At 67.9% G+C, this 14301-nt stretch carries 15 protein-coding genes; 2 read left to right on the top strand and 13 right to left on the bottom strand.

Annotated features, from left to right (window positions below; all coding sequences use genetic code 11):
* Positions 1-37: 37 nt before the first annotated feature.
* The 8 genes from NWE53_RS06495 to NWE53_RS06460 form a co-directional block, all read right to left on the bottom strand.
* The gene (locus tag NWE53_RS06495) at positions 38-1249 is read right to left on the bottom strand and encodes a molybdopterin molybdotransferase MoeA (protein WP_265053539.1); all 1212 of its coding nucleotides are present in this window, start codon (positions 1247-1249) and stop codon (positions 38-40) included.
* 57 nt (positions 1250-1306) lie between these two features.
* On the bottom strand, positions 1307-1789 hold the full coding sequence (moaC, locus tag NWE53_RS06490; protein WP_265053538.1) for a cyclic pyranopterin monophosphate synthase MoaC: 483 nt from the start codon (positions 1787-1789) through the stop codon (positions 1307-1309).
* A complete protein-coding gene (gene trpC / locus NWE53_RS06485; protein ID WP_265053537.1) occupies positions 1786-2598 on the bottom strand; it encodes an indole-3-glycerol phosphate synthase TrpC in 813 nt (270 codons plus the stop codon). The genes moaC and trpC overlap by 4 nt, the downstream gene beginning before the upstream one ends.
* 7 nt (positions 2599-2605) lie before the next feature.
* Positions 2606-3619, bottom strand: coding sequence for an anthranilate phosphoribosyltransferase (trpD, locus tag NWE53_RS06480; RefSeq protein ID WP_442864981.1), 1014 nt, complete (start codon positions 3617-3619; stop codon positions 2606-2608).
* Between the two features lie 15 nt (positions 3620-3634).
* The gene (locus tag NWE53_RS06475; RefSeq protein WP_265053536.1) at positions 3635-4252 is read right to left on the bottom strand and encodes an anthranilate synthase component II; all 618 of its coding nucleotides are present in this window, start codon (positions 4250-4252) and stop codon (positions 3635-3637) included.
* A 77-nt stretch (positions 4253-4329) separates the two neighbouring features.
* On the bottom strand, positions 4330-5364 hold the full coding sequence (locus NWE53_RS06470) for an aldo/keto reductase (RefSeq protein ID WP_265053535.1): 1035 nt from the start codon (positions 5362-5364) through the stop codon (positions 4330-4332).
* A 109-nt stretch (positions 5365-5473) separates the two neighbouring features.
* Positions 5474-6985, bottom strand: a complete 1512-nt coding sequence (locus NWE53_RS06465; protein WP_265053534.1) for a helicase HerA domain-containing protein — start codon at positions 6983-6985, stop codon at positions 5474-5476.
* 112 nt (positions 6986-7097) lie between these two features.
* Positions 7098-7379 (bottom strand): YARHG domain-containing protein, encoded by a 282-nt coding sequence (locus NWE53_RS06460; protein WP_265053533.1) that lies wholly within the window; start codon positions 7377-7379, stop codon positions 7098-7100.
* 132 nt (positions 7380-7511) lie between these two features.
* Between NWE53_RS06460 and NWE53_RS06455 the strand changes: the two genes are divergently transcribed.
* Positions 7512-8192: a ceramidase domain-containing protein gene (locus NWE53_RS06455; RefSeq protein ID WP_265053532.1), complete on the top strand. Its 681-nt coding sequence runs from the start codon at positions 7512-7514 to the stop codon at positions 8190-8192.
* Here NWE53_RS06455 and NWE53_RS06450 read toward each other — a convergent pair.
* From NWE53_RS06450 to NWE53_RS06440, 3 genes are read right to left on the bottom strand one after another with little or no spacing between them, the layout of a single operon-like run.
* Positions 8164-8463 carry a hypothetical protein gene (locus NWE53_RS06450; protein WP_265053531.1) on the bottom strand — a complete coding sequence of 100 codons (300 nt, stop codon included), beginning with the start codon at positions 8461-8463 and terminating at the stop codon, positions 8164-8166. The genes NWE53_RS06455 and NWE53_RS06450 overlap by 29 nt on opposite strands.
* Positions 8464-8508: 45 nt before the next feature.
* Positions 8509-9540 carry an AMP-binding protein gene (locus tag NWE53_RS06445; RefSeq protein WP_265053530.1) on the bottom strand — a complete coding sequence of 344 codons (1032 nt, stop codon included), beginning with the start codon at positions 9538-9540 and terminating at the stop codon, positions 8509-8511.
* Between the two features lie 10 nt (positions 9541-9550).
* Entirely contained in the window at positions 9551-11353 is a 1803-nt protein-coding gene (locus tag NWE53_RS06440; RefSeq protein ID WP_442864980.1) for an extracellular solute-binding protein, read from the bottom strand.
* Positions 11354-11647: 294 nt separating this feature from the next.
* Here NWE53_RS06440 and NWE53_RS06435 point away from each other — a divergent pair, with 294 nt between their 5' ends.
* Positions 11648-12442, top strand: a complete 795-nt coding sequence (locus NWE53_RS06435) for an invasion associated locus B family protein (RefSeq protein WP_265053528.1) — start codon at positions 11648-11650, stop codon at positions 12440-12442.
* A 103-nt stretch (positions 12443-12545) separates the two neighbouring features.
* Here NWE53_RS06435 and hspQ read toward each other — a convergent pair whose 3' ends face one another.
* Both hspQ and NWE53_RS06425 read right to left on the bottom strand, forming a co-directional pair.
* The gene (gene hspQ, locus NWE53_RS06430) at positions 12546-12875 is read right to left on the bottom strand and encodes a heat shock protein HspQ (protein WP_265053527.1); all 330 of its coding nucleotides are present in this window, start codon (positions 12873-12875) and stop codon (positions 12546-12548) included.
* 112 nt (positions 12876-12987) lie between these two features.
* Positions 12988-14037, bottom strand: a complete 1050-nt coding sequence (locus NWE53_RS06425) for an HpcH/HpaI aldolase/citrate lyase family protein (RefSeq protein ID WP_265053526.1) — start codon at positions 14035-14037, stop codon at positions 12988-12990.
* Between the last annotated feature and the right edge of the window lie 264 nt (positions 14038-14301).

The raw sequence follows: 14301 nt of genomic DNA, 5'->3' as shown, positions 1-14301 counted from the left end.
AACACCATACGCGTTCTGCTTGTGTTCCGCAAGCGGCCTACCGCAGCGGTAGGATCCGGCAGGGATCGCCCGTTTTGGCCGCGTCGGCGAAGGCGGGGCGGATCGTCAGCGCCTGGGCTCGCGCCAGCGTGCCGAGCATCGAGGAATCCTGCCGGCCGAAAGGCGTCGCCACCCATCCCTCCGGGGTCAACGCCAGCTCGGAACGCAGATAATCCTCGCGCTCGTCATTCCCCGGCATGTCGCGTCCCAGGACGGCCGGGATGCTCCGGTCCCGATCCGCATCGGCCATGCCGAGCAAAGCCTCGATCAGCGGCAGCACGAAAAGGTGGCCGCAGACGATCGAGGAGACCGGATTGCCGGGCAGGCCGACCACGACCATGCGGCCGAGCCGGCCGGTCATCATCGGCTTGCCGGGCCGCATCGCGATCTTCCAGAAGCCGAGCTCCATGCCCGCCCGCGTCAGAGCCTCCTGCACGAGGTCATGGGCGCCGACGGAGGCGCCGCCGAGCGTGATCAGCACATCGGCATCGGCCGCGCTCGCCTGTCCAATCTTGGCGGCGAGATCGGCATGATCGTCGCGGGCGATACCGAGATCGAGGGGAGCGCCGCCGGCCTTCTCGACCAGCGCGGCCAGTGAAAACGAGTTCGAGGCGACGATCTGGTCGCGCCCGACGGGCTCGCCGGGAGCGACCAATTCGTCGCCGGTGGCGAGGATCGCGACGCGGGGCTTGCGCCGGACCGGCAGCGCCGGATGCCCCATCGCCGCCGCGAGCCCGAGCGCGGCGCTGTCGAGCACGCGCCCGGTTGCAAGCAGGACATCGCCCTCATGGAAATCGAGCCCGGCGGCGCGCAGGAACTTGCCCTTGGTCGGCGGCACGCGCACCCGGATCGCGGGGCTGTCGACGCCGTCGGCATCTTCCTGGATCAGGATGGTGTCGGCGCCGGCCGGCATCGGTGCGCCAGTGAATATCCGCACCGCCTGGCCCGGCCCGACGCCGCCCTCGAAAGCCCGGCCGGCGGCGGATTCGCCGATCACGGCGAGGCTGACGCCTTCCGCCATGTCGTCGCCGCGTACGGCGTAGCCGTCCATCGCCGAGTTGGCGAAGGGGGGCTGGGTGCGCAGCGCCCTCACGTCGCCGCCGAGCACGCGCCAGGCGCATTGGGCGAGCGGCAGGGTCTCGGTTCCGGTCGGCCCCGGAATGCTGTCGAGCAACGCCTTGCGCGCGACGGGGACCGGGGTGAGCGCCATCAGAGCATAATGCCGAAAAGTGGGAACCGGTTTTCGGGCGACATCATGCTCACTCCTCTAACCAGCCTTCGCGTCGTAGTCGCCGGACTGGCCGCCGGATTTGTGCACGAGCCGGATATTCTCGATCCGCATCGCCCGGTCGACCGCCTTGACCATGTCGTAGACGGTGAGGCAGGCGACCGAGACGGCGGTCAGCGCCTCCATCTCGACGCCGGTCTGGCCGGTCATCTTGACCTCGGCGCGCACGCGCACACCCGGAAGCGCCTCGTCGAGATCGAGATCGACCGCGATCTTGCTCAGCAGCAGCGGATGGCAGAGCGGGATCAGATCATGCGTGCGCTTGGCCGCCATGATGCCGGCGAGCCGCGCCGTGCCGAGCACGTCGCCCTTCTTGGCGTTGCCATCGCGCACGATCGCCACCGTCTCCGGTGCCATCACGATGCTGCCCTCGGCTATTGCCGTGCGGGCCGTCTCGGCCTTGCCGCCGACATCGACCATATGCGCCTGGCCCTGGGCGTCGAGATGGCTGAGCCGGCTCACGCCGCGTTCTCTTGCGCCTGCCCGGTCAGCAGCGCCCGCGTTGCCGCCGTGACGTCGGCCTGCCGCATCAGGCTTTCGCCGACGAGGAAGCTGCTGACGCCGATCGTGTTGAGCCGGGCGACGTCGGCATGGGTGAAGATGCCACTCTCGCTGATGACGATACGGTCGGCGGGCACGCGCGGCGCCAGCCGCTCGGTCACGGCGAGATCGACGTTGAAGCTGCGCAGGTCGCGGTTGTTGATGCCGAGCAGCCGGCTTTCGAGCTTCAGTGCACGATCGAGTTCGGCGTCGTCATGGACTTCGACGAGCACGTCCATGCTCAGCTCACGCGCGGTCTCGTTCAAGGCCCTGGCGGTGGCGTCGTCGACGCCGGCCATGATGATCAGGATGCAGTCGGCACCCCAGGCCCGCGCCTCATAGACCTGATAGGTGTCGTAGAGGAAATCCTTGCGCAGTGCCGGCAGGCCAGAGGCCTCGCGCGCCTGCGTCAGGAATTCCGGCCGGCCATGGAAGGAGGGTGCGTCGGTCAGCACGGAGAGGCAGGCCGCGCCGCCGGCCGCATAAGCGCGGGCGAGCGAAGGCGGGTCGAAATCGGCGCGGATCAGCCCCTTGGACGGGCTGGCCTTCTTGATCTCGGCGATGAGTGCAGGGGTGCCGCCCGCGACCTTCACTGCCAGCGCCTCGGCGAAGCCGCGCGGCTTGCCGGCAGCGCGGGCGTGCCGCTCGATCTCGGCGAGGGGCATGGCGGCCTTCGCCGCCGCGATCTCCTGGCGCTTATAGGCTTCGATCCTGGCGAGGATGTCGGTCATGCCGCCCTCACGCGTTCGAGATTTTGACGAGGGCGGCGAGCGTCGCCCTGGCCTTGCCGGAATCGAGCGCGGCCGTCGCCTGGGCGAAGCCGTCCTTCAGATCCGTGGCCTTGCCTGCGACGAGCAGCGCGGCAGCAGCGTTGAAGGCGGCGATATCGCGGAAACCGGTCTTTTCGCCAGCGAGCACGGCGTTCAGCGCTGCGGCGTTCTGCTCCGGCGTGCCGCCGCGCAGCTCTTCCGGCTTGGCCGGCGCGAGACCGACATCCGCGGGATTGATCAGGAAGCTCTCGATCTTGCCGTTCTCGAGCGAGACGACGCGGGTCGGGCCGGTGGTGGTGATCTCGTCGAGCCCATCCGAGCCATGCACGGCCCAGACGCGGGTCGAGCCGAACGAGGCCAGCACCTTGACCATCGGCTCCAGCCAGGTCTCGGAGAAAGCACCAATCAGCTGGCGCTTCGCCCCGGCCGGGTTGGAGAGCGGGCCGAGCAGGTTGAAGATCGTGCGCGTGCCGAGCTCGGTGCGCACCGGCGCGACATGGCGCATCGAGGCATGGTGCGTCGGCGCGAACATGAAGCCGACGCCGGCTTCGCGGATGCATCGTTCGGTGCCGGCCGGATCGAGCCCGACCTTGACACCGAGCGCGGTCAGCACATCCGCCGCGCCGGAGCGCGAGGATGCCGCCCGGTTGCCGTGCTTGGCGACGGGCACGCCGCAGGCGGCGGTGATGATCGAGGCCAGGGTCGAGACGTTGTAGGAGCCGGAGGAATCGCCGCCGGTGCCGACGATGTCGATCGCCTCGGGCGGCGCCTTCACCGGCAGCATCTTGCCGCGCATCGCACCGACTGCGCCGGCGATCTCGTCGATGGTCTCGCCGCGCACACGCAGCGCCATCAGGAAGGCGGCCGACTGCGCGTTGGTGACCTCGCCGGAGAGGATGGTGTCGAAGGCGTCGCGCGCTTCCTCGCGCGAGAGCGTCGCGCCGGTCGCGACCTTGGCGATGAAGGGTTTGAAATCGTCCATGGAAACTCTGCGGAATCAGGCTGTTGGGATCAGGGCGGCGGCGTCATGTTCGCTGCGCCATCGCTGAGCGAGGTCGAGGAAATTCCGTAGAATCGTCGCGCCATGCTCGGAGGCGATGCTCTCCGGATGGAACTGGACGCCATGCACTGGCAGCTCGCGATGAGAGAGCGCCATGATCAGGCCGTCATCGGTCTCGGCCTCGATGTCGAACACCGGCGGGCAGGTCGAACGGTCGACGACCAGAGAGTGATAGCGCGTCGCCTGCAGCGGCCCGTTGATGCCTCGGAACAGGCCGCGCGCCTTGTGCCGGATCGGAGAGACCTTGCCATGCATCGGCAGGGGCGCCCGCACGACCTCACCACCGAAGGCCTGGCCCATCGCCTGCAGGCCGAGGCAGACGCCGAAGATCGGCTTCACGCCCGCGCCTTCGCGGACGAGGTCGAGGCAGATGCCGGCCTCGTTCGGCGTGCAGGGGCCGGGCGAGAGCACGATCGCGTCATGCTCGCCACTGAGTGCATCCTCGACCGACAGCGCATCGTTGCGCCAGACGTCGACCTGCGCCCCCAGCCCGCCAATGAGGTGGACCAGGTTCCAGGTGAAGCTGTCGTAGTTGTCGATCAGCAGAACGCGCATGGCATGACCTGTTAATTCGGCTTGAGGTCATGCACGTTCGGGGGCCGGCTGGTCAAGTTTCGCGCGGGGTGCGCGAGTTACACCACCGGCGGATTCAGCTGCGCGAAACCGGCCTGCCGCCGATAGGGGAAATACGGGTAGGGCGCGGTCCGCACGCTTGCAGCATCGAGGCGCGCGACCTGCTCGGCGGTCAGGTTCCAGCCGACCGCTCCGAGATTGTCGCGCAATTGCTGCTCGTTGCGGGCGCCGATGATGACGGAGGAGACCGTCGGGCGCTGCAGCAGCCAGTTGATCGCGACCTGCGGCACGCTCCTGCCGGTCTCCTCGGCGATGGCATCGAGCACATCGACGATGGCATAGAGTTGTTCGTCCTCGACCGGCGGGCCGAACTCAGCGGTCTCATGCAGGCGGCTTCCGGCAGGCACCGGCTGGCCGCGCCGGATCTTGCCGGTGAGGCGGCCCCAGCCGAGCGGGCTCCAGACCAGCGCGCCGACGCCCTGGTCGCGGCCGAGCGGCATCAGCTCCCATTCGTAGTCGCGCCCGACCAACGAGTAATAGACCTGATGCGCGACATAGCGCGGCCAGCCGTGGCGTTCGGCTGCGGCGAGGGACTTCATCAGTTCCCAGCCGGCGAAGTTGGAAACGCCGACATGGCGCAGCTTTCCGGCGCGGACGAGCGTGTCGAGCGTCGAGAGCACCTCCTCGACCGGCGTGCCGGCGTCGAAGGCATGCAATTGCAGCAGGTCGATATAATCGGTGCCGAGCCGCCGCAGGGCGTCCTCGGTCGCCTTGATCAAGCGGCTGCGCGAGGAGCCGGCATCATTGGGGCCGTCGCCCATCGGCAGGGTCGTCTTGGTCGAGATCAGCAGCTTGTCGCGGCGTACCTTGATCGCTTCGCCGAGCACCTCCTCGGAAGCACCGTTCGAATAGACATCGGCGGTGTCGAACAGGTTCAGCCCGGCTTCGAGGCAGATATCGACCAGGCGGCGCGCCTCCCGGGCATCGGTCGTGCCCCATGCGCTGAAGAGCGGCCCGGTTCCGCCGAAGGTGCCCGCGCCGAAGCTCAGGGCAGGGACCATCAGTCCCGAATGACCCAAACGCCGATATTCCATGATCCAGATCTCCTGTGGAGGCCGGAACGTGGGGTTACCAAGCCGGCGCGATTAGCCCGCTCACCGGAACAGCATTGGTGAGTTCAAGTCATCGAGCCCGCGAGGGCCGCTAGCCTCGCGCGCTGCGCGGCATGCCCGCGGTACGCGGCTGCGCCAGCCCCGGCGCGGTCTCGACGCCGAGCGTCGGGAGCGCCAGCGTCCGTAGCCCGCGAAAATCGACATGGCAGACGATGAGGCCGCGCTCCTCGATATAGCCGAGGAGCCGCCGCGCCCGGCTCGGCGAATGGCTGCCATAGACCCGTGCCAGCTCGGCATCGCTCGGGCAGGGCGCGCCCTCGATCGCGGTTCGGGCAATGAACAGGAAGAGCCCCTGCAGATCCTCCGGCAAGCTGCCCGAGGCTTCGACCGCCGTCCGCCAGCCATCGCTGGTCGCGATGCTGTCGCTGACGCCGGCCCGCGCGACGGCGAGCCTGCGGCGGAACTCCTCCAGGCTCAGATGCGTGCGGCCTAGCCGGCGCATCCGGCAGCGCACGGTGAAATCCTGATAGAGCACCGCGACCTGTCGCGAGCGCGCCTCCGGATCGGCCATCAGCTCGCGCAGGATCTCGACCATGATCGCCTCGCGCTCGCCCGGTTCCAGCTCGATCTCGGGCTCGGGCTCGGCCTGCGGGGCAGGGCGGTAGTTCTCGATCTGCCTCAGCACGTCGCTGGCGGCCGGGCGCGGCCGGGGCGCGGGTCGGACCGGGCGCGCCATCGGCGGCGGCTCGTCCTCGCCCGGCGTGAAGATCAGCTTGCCGGCGTCTTCGGGGGCCTGTTCCGGTAAGGGCATCAGCCCCGGCGCGCTGCCGCGGTCGACCGAGGAGACCGTGCCGATCCGGATCGGCAGCGGCCGCTTGGACAAGGCGGGGCCGAGCGCGACGAACTGCCCGCGTTCGAGGTCGCGGAACATCTCGGCCTGCCTGCGGTCCATGCCGAGCAGATCGGCGGCGCGGGCCATGTCGATGTCGAGGAAGGTGCGGCCCATCAGGAAGTTGGAGGCCTCGGCCGCGACATTCTTGGCGAGCTTGGCGAGGCGCTGGGTCGCGATCACCCCGGCAAGGCCGCGCTTGCGGCCGCGGCACATCAGATTGGTCATGGCACCCAGCGAGAGCCGGCGGGCCTCGTCTGAAGCCTCGCCCGCCATCACCGGCGCGAAGAGCTGGGCTTCGTCGACCACGATCAGCATCGGGAACCAGAGCGAGCGGTCGACGTCGAAGAGCCCGCCGAGGAAGGCGGCCGTGGCGCGCAACTGCTCGTCGGCCTCGAGGTTCTCGAGATTGAGCACGACCGAGACGCGGTGCTGGCGCACGCGCAGCGCGACGCGCTGCAATTCGGCCTCGCCGCATTCGGCATCGACCACGACATGGCCGAACTGGTCGGCGAGCGAGACGAAATCGCCCTCCGGATCGATGATCGCCTGCTGGACGAGCGGCGCGCTCTGCTCCAGCAGGCGGCGCAGCAGATGCGACTTGCCCGAGCCGGAATTGCCCTGCACGAGCAGCCGCGTCGCCAGCAATTCGGCGAGATCGATGAGACCGGGCTCGCCGGTCCGTGTCGTTCCCATCTCGATCGCTGTCGTCATGCGGGTCGTGAATCGCCTTGATTGGTCGCGCGCAGAGGCACGGCCGGCGCTTCTAGCACGGGCTCGCCCTCGCGGGGCGCAGGGCTGCGATGCATTCCACAGGCAATCGCCGTCAGCGCGAGCAGCGCAGCGCCCGCTCCTGCCTGACGATGTCGGCAACGGCGCGCCGGTCGTTGGCGGAGAGCGGCACGTCCTCGATATCGTCGTACTGGCAGCCGGCATTGCCGAAGGCCGCGATCGCGCGCTGCGTGCGGAAGCAGTAGCCCTGCGCCTTGTATATCTCGTTGCGGGCCGTCCAGAGGCCGGCGCACGTTGCCGGGTCGGCCGAAGCAGGGCTCGCAGCTCCCACGGCGAGCAGGAAGACTCCGGAGAGCGAAAGGCGAAGGCTGCGCATGATGGTCGTTCCTGATGGTCAGGGAGCGAACTTCGCGGAGCGCAGCCGCCGAGACAAGCCTCGGCCGCGACACGATAATGTCGCAACACGCGGGCTTGGCTGGACCGTGTCGGGTTGGAAATGGGCGATCGGATGCGGTTCGGCTATTGCGAAAGACTGGACGGCAGCTTCTGGGCCGAGCCTTTCAACGCGGCGACCAATGCGGCGTTTCTTGCCGCGGCGCTGGCGGCTTTCTGGCTTTGGCGCCGGCAGGGCGTCCGTGACCGGAGCGTGCTCGCGCTGATCCTCATGGTCTTCGCGATCGGGGTCGGGTCCTTCCTGTTCCACACCATGCCGAATCGCTGGACGGTGGCGGCCGATGTCCTGCCGATCCAGCTCTTCGCCTTCGGCTATTTCGCCTTTGCGCTTCGGCGATTCTTCGGCGCGTCGAGGCTGGTCACGGCCGCGGGGACGCTCGCATTCTTCTGCCTGGCCCTCGCGCTGTCCTGGGCGGGGCGGGCGCTCCTGCCGCCGACGATGGCAGGCTCGGCGGGTTATGCGGCGTTCCTGCTCGGGTTTGGCGGCATGGCGCTCGCCCTATTGGGCAGGCCGGCCTTGCATCGCCAAAGAAACCTACTGGCTCTGGCCAGCGCGGCGTTCGCCGTTTCGCTGACGATGCGCAGTATCGACGGGCCGCTTTGCGGAGCCCTGTCGCTGGGCACCCATTGGCTCTGGCACCTGCTGAACGCGGTGGTGCTCTACACGCTGCTGCGCGCCGCGGTGCTGCCGGCGGGCAGGGCGAGCATCACTGCTTCGTCATTTCCAGACAGGTGATGAGCTGGACGTAGCTCGGCGGTCCGCCGAGGCTCGCACCTTCGGTACAGGTCGTACGGGCCTGCACTGGGAATTCCGACCAGCGCATCTCGAGGGCGCCGCGGGCCTTTTCCTCATCGTCGCGGCAGGCGGCGACAGGGCGGCCGATCCCTGTGGAGGATTTCCCTGCGGCTTCGCAGGAGGCGGCGATATCGAAACGCGGCACCCCGTCGGCAACGAGAGTGACCGGGCTGGCTGAGAGGGAAAGCAGAACAACGCCGAAGGCAAGCATGGTGGACACTCCGCGGAATGCGCCCCGACACCGTTCCCGCGCCGATCAACCGACGGGCGACTGGCGCCGGGTCACGGTGATATCGGACGCAGTATGCACCGCGATATCGACGATGGCGAGATCGGGGCGATCAATTGCCGGATAGGACGGTTTGCCAGACATCCTTTGCGCGAAGACGAGGCTGGCCAGAGCCGGATGCCCCGCCAGCCGCGAATGCGCCAATGCTGGCTCCATCTCGCCCGGCAGGACGAGATGGACGCTGCGCCCGCCCTCGACGCAGGCCTGCAGGTCTCCGAGGTTGAACAGGCCGAGCGGCAATAGCTCGACACCCGTCAGCATCGCCATGCCCGGCCCGCTAGCGAGCGAGGCGAGGTCGCCGCCGACCAGGGTGGTGACGATCCGCGACGAGGTCATCGGCTTGAGGGCTCGCGAGATCTCGAGCGCCTTGCCCAGAAGCTCCCGTTCGGAGATCCGCTGTGGTCCTTCGAACGAGATGGCATCGGCGACCTGCAGCCAGGGCCGCTCCACAAGGCCGGGGAGGGGATGCAGGCTCGCATTGGCCATCAGCGCGTCGAGCGGGGCGACGCCATCCGGCACATCGGGGCCGAAGCCGCCGACGAACCGGGTGCCGAAGGCGCGCATCGCGAGGTTGCGCAGCATCAGCAGCGGCCGCAACGGTCCGACCCTGCTGACGCCGAGCGCCATGACGGCGCCCGAAGCCTCGATAAGGCGCAACATCTCGAGCTCATTGCCGTGCAGCGGCAGCATCAGCGGCGAGAGGCCGGCGCGCAGGCAGGCCAGCACGGAGACAATCGCCTCCGGCCCGAGCGGCGCCAGGATCGCCACGCTTGCCCCCGGCTGTCCCTTGTTGACGGTCAGGAGCCGCGCCAGCCGGTCGATGCGCTGGTCGAGCTGGAGAAAATTGATCGAGGCCGGGCTGACGTCGCTCCAGCCGCGTCGCCCCGGCGGGTCGCGCAAGGCCGCCTCATAGCCGCGTCCGCGGATCAGCGCCTTGAGCAGCGTGTCGATATCGAGCCCGTCGAGCAGGGCGGAAGCTTCGTCCTGTTCAGCCCGCATCGACGGCCCTTCAGTTCGCCGGCGCCGGCGCGGCCGGGAGGCGCGCCAGCATTTCGTTGGAAAGGAAATAGCCCGGTTGGCGCCCCGCCATCACGACGTTGCGCGCCAAAGCGAGCCAGGTGTCGGGCAGGTAATAGAGCGGCACGACGTAGAAGCCGGACAGCAGCAGCCGGTCGAGCGTGCGCACCGCCGCGACGAAATCCTCGCGCTCGCGGGCGCCAAGCAGGGCCTGGAGCACGGCGTCGATGGCGGGCGATTTCACCCCGGCATAGTTGAGCGAGCCCTTGCGCTCGGCATTCGCGGCACCCCAGCGGCCGATCTGCTCGTTGCCGGGCGAGGCCGAGGCAGGCCAGGTCCATTGGATCATGTCGAAGTCGAAGGCCGAGAGACGCCGCCAGTACTGCACGTCGTCGATCAGGCGGACGCTGGCCGCGATGCCGAGACGCCCGATCGACTGCGCGTAGTTCAGCGCGAGCCGTTCCTGCGGGCGGCTGGTGACGGTGATCTCGAAGGCGAAGGGCTCGCCCTTGCCGTTGCGCAGCACGCCGTCCTGCAGCGCGTAGCCGGCGGCCTTGAGCAGGTCGAGCGCCTTGCGCGCCTGCTCGCGGTCGCGGCCGGAGCCGTCGGTCTCGGACGGTTTCCAGGCCCCGGCCAGGATGTCGTCGCGCGCGGCACCGGGAAAGGCTGCGAGCAGCGCCTTCTCGCGCGTGTCGGCGGGCACGCCGAGGGCGGATAGTTCCGAATCGGAGAAGAAGCTGCCGGCGCGCCGATAGACGCCGTGGAACAGGTTGCGGTTGACCCATTCGAAGTCGAACAGCAGCCCGAGCGCCTCACGCACGCGGATGTCGGAGAACACCGGCCGGCGCGTGTTGAAGACCAGCCCGGTCATGCCCTTTGGCGTGTCGAAATGCAGCGTCTGCCTGACGATGCGGCCGTCATGCACCGCCGGCACGTCGTAGCCCGTCATCCAGCGGGTCGGGTCGCCCTCCAGGCGGACATCGTAGAGCCCGGCCTTGAACGCCTCGAACAACGCGTTCGAGTCCCGGTAGAAATCGTAGCGAATCTCGTCCGCGTTGAAGAGACCCTGCGTCAGCGGGTGATCCTCGGCCCAGAAATCCTTGCGCCGCTTCATCGTCAGCGCTTCGCCCGGCCTGACCTCGCTGACCGCATAGGGACCGGAGCCGAGGGCAGGCTTGAAGCTGGTCTCGCCGAAGCTCTCCGCATTCGTCGCGTGCCTTGCGAAGATCGGCAGGGACCCGATCACCAGCGGCAATTCGCGGTTGGAGCCGTCGCCCAGCTCGAACTCCACCCGGCGCTGCGAGGGGGCCGTGGCCTTCGTGATCCGCGCCAGGCTGGAACGGTGGAACGGCTTGCCCTTCGTCTTCAGCATCTCGACGGTGAAGAGCACGTCGTCGGCTGTCACCGGGGTGCCGTCGGAGAACGTCGCGCGCGGATCGAGATCGAAGGCGAGTTTCCTGCGGTCTGCGTCGAGCTCCACGCGCAAGGCGAGCAGGCCATAAGCGGTGAAAGGCTCGTCCGCCGAACGGAAGAGCAGGCTCTGCTGGACGTATTTCGGCACGGCGTCGGGCGCGACGCCGAGCACGACCAGCGGATTGAGGCTGTCGAACGTGCCCTGGATGCCGAATACGATACGCCCGCCACGCGGAGCCTTGGGGTCGGCATAGGGCAGGTGAGCGAAGCCGGGAGGGAGCGCCGGCCGGCCGTGCATCGCGATGGCGTGCTGCACCGATACCGAATCGGCCAATGCCGATCTGCCGCGCGCCAGCAGGGCGAACGGGCTCAAGGCAAGCATCAAGTTGACCCTGCGGCGGCTCGCCACCGAGGGCAATCGCATAAAATCCATCGTCCGACCTGATTCCCTACGTCAGAATAGCATGGGCTGCAGGTCGTCACGCAGCTATTCGGGCTGGAATCTGGCGCGCGAACTCGCTAAAGGCGGGACAGGGTGTCATTCAAACGCCTCAATCGCCCTTGATGTGCACGGCTTGAAAAGGCTGGCGCCGCCATGCGATTGAGCCGTCGGCGGTGACGCGCGCGGCTTGCGAAGTCGTGATCCCCGAATTCGCCTGATAAGGAAAGCCAAGGAATGTCCGCTTCGTTTCGCCTGTCATCGTCTGCCCTAGGGCTCGCCCTCAGCGCGGCGGTCGCCTTCTCGCCCGTCGCCGCTTTCGCGCAGGCCCCGCGGCCGGCGACCCCGGCGCGGCCGGCAGCCCCGGCTCAGCAGCCCGCCGCCCCGGCCCAGCAGCCGGGCGCCGCGGCGACCGGCCCGACCGTCGTCCAGGTCAAGCCGGAGCCTTCGCAGACCAGCTGGACCAAGGTCTGCGGCAAGGATCAGGGCGCCAACAAGGAAATCTGCTACACGACCCGCGACTTCGTTTCGGATCAGGGCCAGCCGGTGCTCGCGGCCGCGATCTATGACGTCAAGGGCGACCCGAACAAGATCGTCCGCTTCCTGATGCCGCTCGGCCTGCTGCTGCAGCCCGGCATCCGCTTCGGCGTCGACAACGCCCAGCCGGTCGGCGGCCGCTACGCGATCTGCTTCCCGAACGGCTGCTTCGCCGAGGCGCAGGTCAAGGACGACTTCATCAATGCGATGAAGAAGGGCACCACCCTGAACATCAGCGTCCAGAACCAGGGCGCCCGTGAGGTGACCTTCGCGATTCCGCTGGCCGATTTCGCCAAGGGCTTCGACGGCGCGCCGATCGATCCCAAGGTCCTCGAGGACCAGCAGAAGCAGCTTCAGGACGAGCTGGCGAAGCGCCAGGAAGAGCTGCGCCAGCGTCTCGGCGCCGGCGGCGCCAACGCGGCTCCGGGTGCCGCTCCCGCGCCGGGCGCTCTTCCGGTTCCGGGCGCTGCCCCGGCCACCCCGCCCAAGCCCTGATCGGCCGGCGGAAGCCAAGAATAGAAAAGGCCGGCTCCAAGAGCCGGCCTTTTTGTTTTCCGTATACCGAAATGCTCAACTTGCTTGGCTGAAGGCGCTTTCTTCAGTTCAATTCGGTCCGGTCGATCCGATACCGGCCCTTGCGGTCTCGCCGGAAGAATTCCTTGGCGCGCGGATGGCGGACCGGTTCTCCGGAATCGTCGCTGACGAGATTCTGCTCCGAGACATAGGCGACGTATTCCGTCTCCTCGTTCTCCGCGAAGAGGTGGTAAAAGGGCTGGTCCTTCGACGGGCGCATGTTCTCCGGAATCGCCATCCACCATTCCTCGGTGTTGGAGAAAACCGGGTCGACGTCGAAGATCACGCCACGGAACGGGTAGACGCGGTGCTTGACCACTTGCCCGATCCGGAATTTGGCCGAACGCGCTTCCATAGTTGATCCATACTGAACCGGCCGATCCGCCGCCGGCTTACGTCCTCGCCGCCCTTGCGAGAGCAATGCGTCCTAAATGCGTCGAGATCAATGGATTAGGCCGTTTGTCCCATCACATTCCGTAGCGTTCCGCGAGATCGGGGTCGCGTGCCGCGACCTGGCGAGCAAGGTCGACGATCACCTTCGCCTGCTTCCAGGTGGCGTCGTCCTGCATCTTGCCGTCGATCATCACGGCGCCGGAGCCGTCCGGCATCGCCTCGATGATGCGCTTGGCGAAGGCGACCTCGGCCGGGTCGGGGCTGAAGACCCGCTTGGCGATCCCGATCTGCGAGGGATGCAGCGTCCAGGCGCCGGCGCAGCCGAGCAGGAAGGCGTTGCGGAACTGCGCCTCGCAGGCGTCCGTATCGGCGAAATCGCCGAAGGGGCCATAGAATGGCTTGATCCCCGCGGCCGCACAGGCATCGACCATCTTGGCCAGCGTATAGTGCCAGAGATCCTGCTGTGCGATGGCACGGGGCCCGCCATCGGGGGAGGGGTCCGCGATCACCTTGTACTCGGGATGGCCGCCGCCGACGCGCGTGGTCTTCATCGCACGCGAAGCGGCGAGGTCGGCGGGGCCGAGGCTCATGCCGTGCATGCGCGGGGAAGCCGTGGCGATCGCATCGACGTTCTTCACACCCTCGGCCGTCTCGAGGATGGCGTGGATCAGGATCGGCTTCGGCAGGGCATGGCGTGCCTCAAACTGGGCGAGGAGCTGGTCGACGTAATGGATGTCCCAGGGACCTTCGACCTTCGGGACCATCACCACGTCGAGCTTGCCGCCGATCTCCGCGGTGATCGCGCTGATATCGTCGAGGAACCAGGGCGAGTTCAGCGCATTGACGCGGGTCCACAGCCCGGTCTTGCCGAAATCCACCGCCTTGCCCATGGCGATGAAGCCGTCGCGAGCGGCCTGCTTGGCTTCGACCGGGATCGCGTCCTCGAGGTTGCCGAGCACGATGTCGACCTGGGGCGCGAGCTCTCCGACCTTCGCCCGCACCTTCTCCAGATGCGGCGGCACGAAATGGATCATGCGCTCGAGCCGCAGCGGCAGCTCGCGATAGGGCTCCGGCGCGCCGATCGCGAGCGGACGAAAGAACTGGCGCGGCGTCTTGGTCGTCATCGGGCGCTCCGTGCTGCAACGCAGCGAATGTGGATGAGCCGGCGGCACGCGTCCATCGGCCTTTCGACAAAGTAGTAGGCCTATATACCTGGGTTTATTTTCCTGTCGGATTGCATGGGCATTTAAGCCTAGGTTTAGAGTCCATCCGTTGCGTTGATGGCAGGGCGCCATGGTCCGAATGGCCTTGCCGGGCCTGCGTCATGCGCTAGATGCAGATGGCCGCGATGGGGTTCGGGCCCGGAGCGGGCGCCTTGACCGCAGGAC

The organism is Bosea sp. NBC_00550 (assembly GCF_026020075.1).
In the GTDB taxonomy this organism is placed as follows: Bacteria; Pseudomonadota; Alphaproteobacteria; order Rhizobiales; family Beijerinckiaceae; genus Allobosea.
This window is presented reverse-complemented; position numbering and strand designations above follow the sequence as displayed.

What these genes read in the sequence shown, in the direction of transcription:
- NWE53_RS06475 (WP_265053536.1), bottom strand. Translation starts at nt 4,252, where the DNA reads ATGCGCGTTCTGCTGATCGACAACTACGACAGCTTCACCTGGAACCTG.
- hspQ (WP_265053527.1), bottom strand. Translation starts at nt 12,875, where the DNA reads ATGGAAGCGCGTTCGGCCAAATTCCGGATCGGGCAAGTGGTCAAGCAC.
- NWE53_RS06455 (WP_265053532.1), top strand. Translation starts at nt 7,512, where the DNA reads ATGCGGTTCGGCTATTGCGAAAGACTGGACGGCAGCTTCTGGGCCGAG.
- trpD (WP_442864981.1), bottom strand. Translation starts at nt 3,619, where the DNA reads ATGGACGATTTCAAACCCTTCATCGCCAAGGTCGCGACCGGCGCGACG.
- NWE53_RS06460 (WP_265053533.1), bottom strand. Translation starts at nt 7,379, where the DNA reads ATGCGCAGCCTTCGCCTTTCGCTCTCCGGAGTCTTCCTGCTCGCCGTG.
- NWE53_RS06425 (WP_265053526.1), bottom strand. Translation starts at nt 14,037, where the DNA reads ATGACGACCAAGACGCCGCGCCAGTTCTTTCGTCCGCTCGCGATCGGC.
- NWE53_RS06440 (WP_442864980.1), bottom strand. Translation starts at nt 11,353, where the DNA reads ATGCTTGCCTTGAGCCCGTTCGCCCTGCTGGCGCGCGGCAGATCGGCA.
- NWE53_RS06495 (WP_265053539.1), bottom strand. Translation starts at nt 1,249, where the DNA reads ATGGCGCTCACCCCGGTCCCCGTCGCGCGCAAGGCGTTGCTCGACAGC.
- NWE53_RS06465 (WP_265053534.1), bottom strand. Translation starts at nt 6,985, where the DNA reads ATGACGACAGCGATCGAGATGGGAACGACACGGACCGGCGAGCCCGGT.
- NWE53_RS06435 (WP_265053528.1), top strand. Translation starts at nt 11,648, where the DNA reads ATGTCCGCTTCGTTTCGCCTGTCATCGTCTGCCCTAGGGCTCGCCCTC.
- trpC (WP_265053537.1), bottom strand. Translation starts at nt 2,598, where the DNA reads ATGACCGACATCCTCGCCAGGATCGAAGCCTATAAGCGCCAGGAGATC.
- NWE53_RS06445 (WP_265053530.1), bottom strand. Translation starts at nt 9,540, where the DNA reads ATGCGGGCTGAACAGGACGAAGCTTCCGCCCTGCTCGACGGGCTCGAT.
- NWE53_RS06450 (WP_265053531.1), bottom strand. Translation starts at nt 8,463, where the DNA reads ATGCTTGCCTTCGGCGTTGTTCTGCTTTCCCTCTCAGCCAGCCCGGTC.
- NWE53_RS06470 (WP_265053535.1), bottom strand. Translation starts at nt 5,364, where the DNA reads ATGGAATATCGGCGTTTGGGTCATTCGGGACTGATGGTCCCTGCCCTG.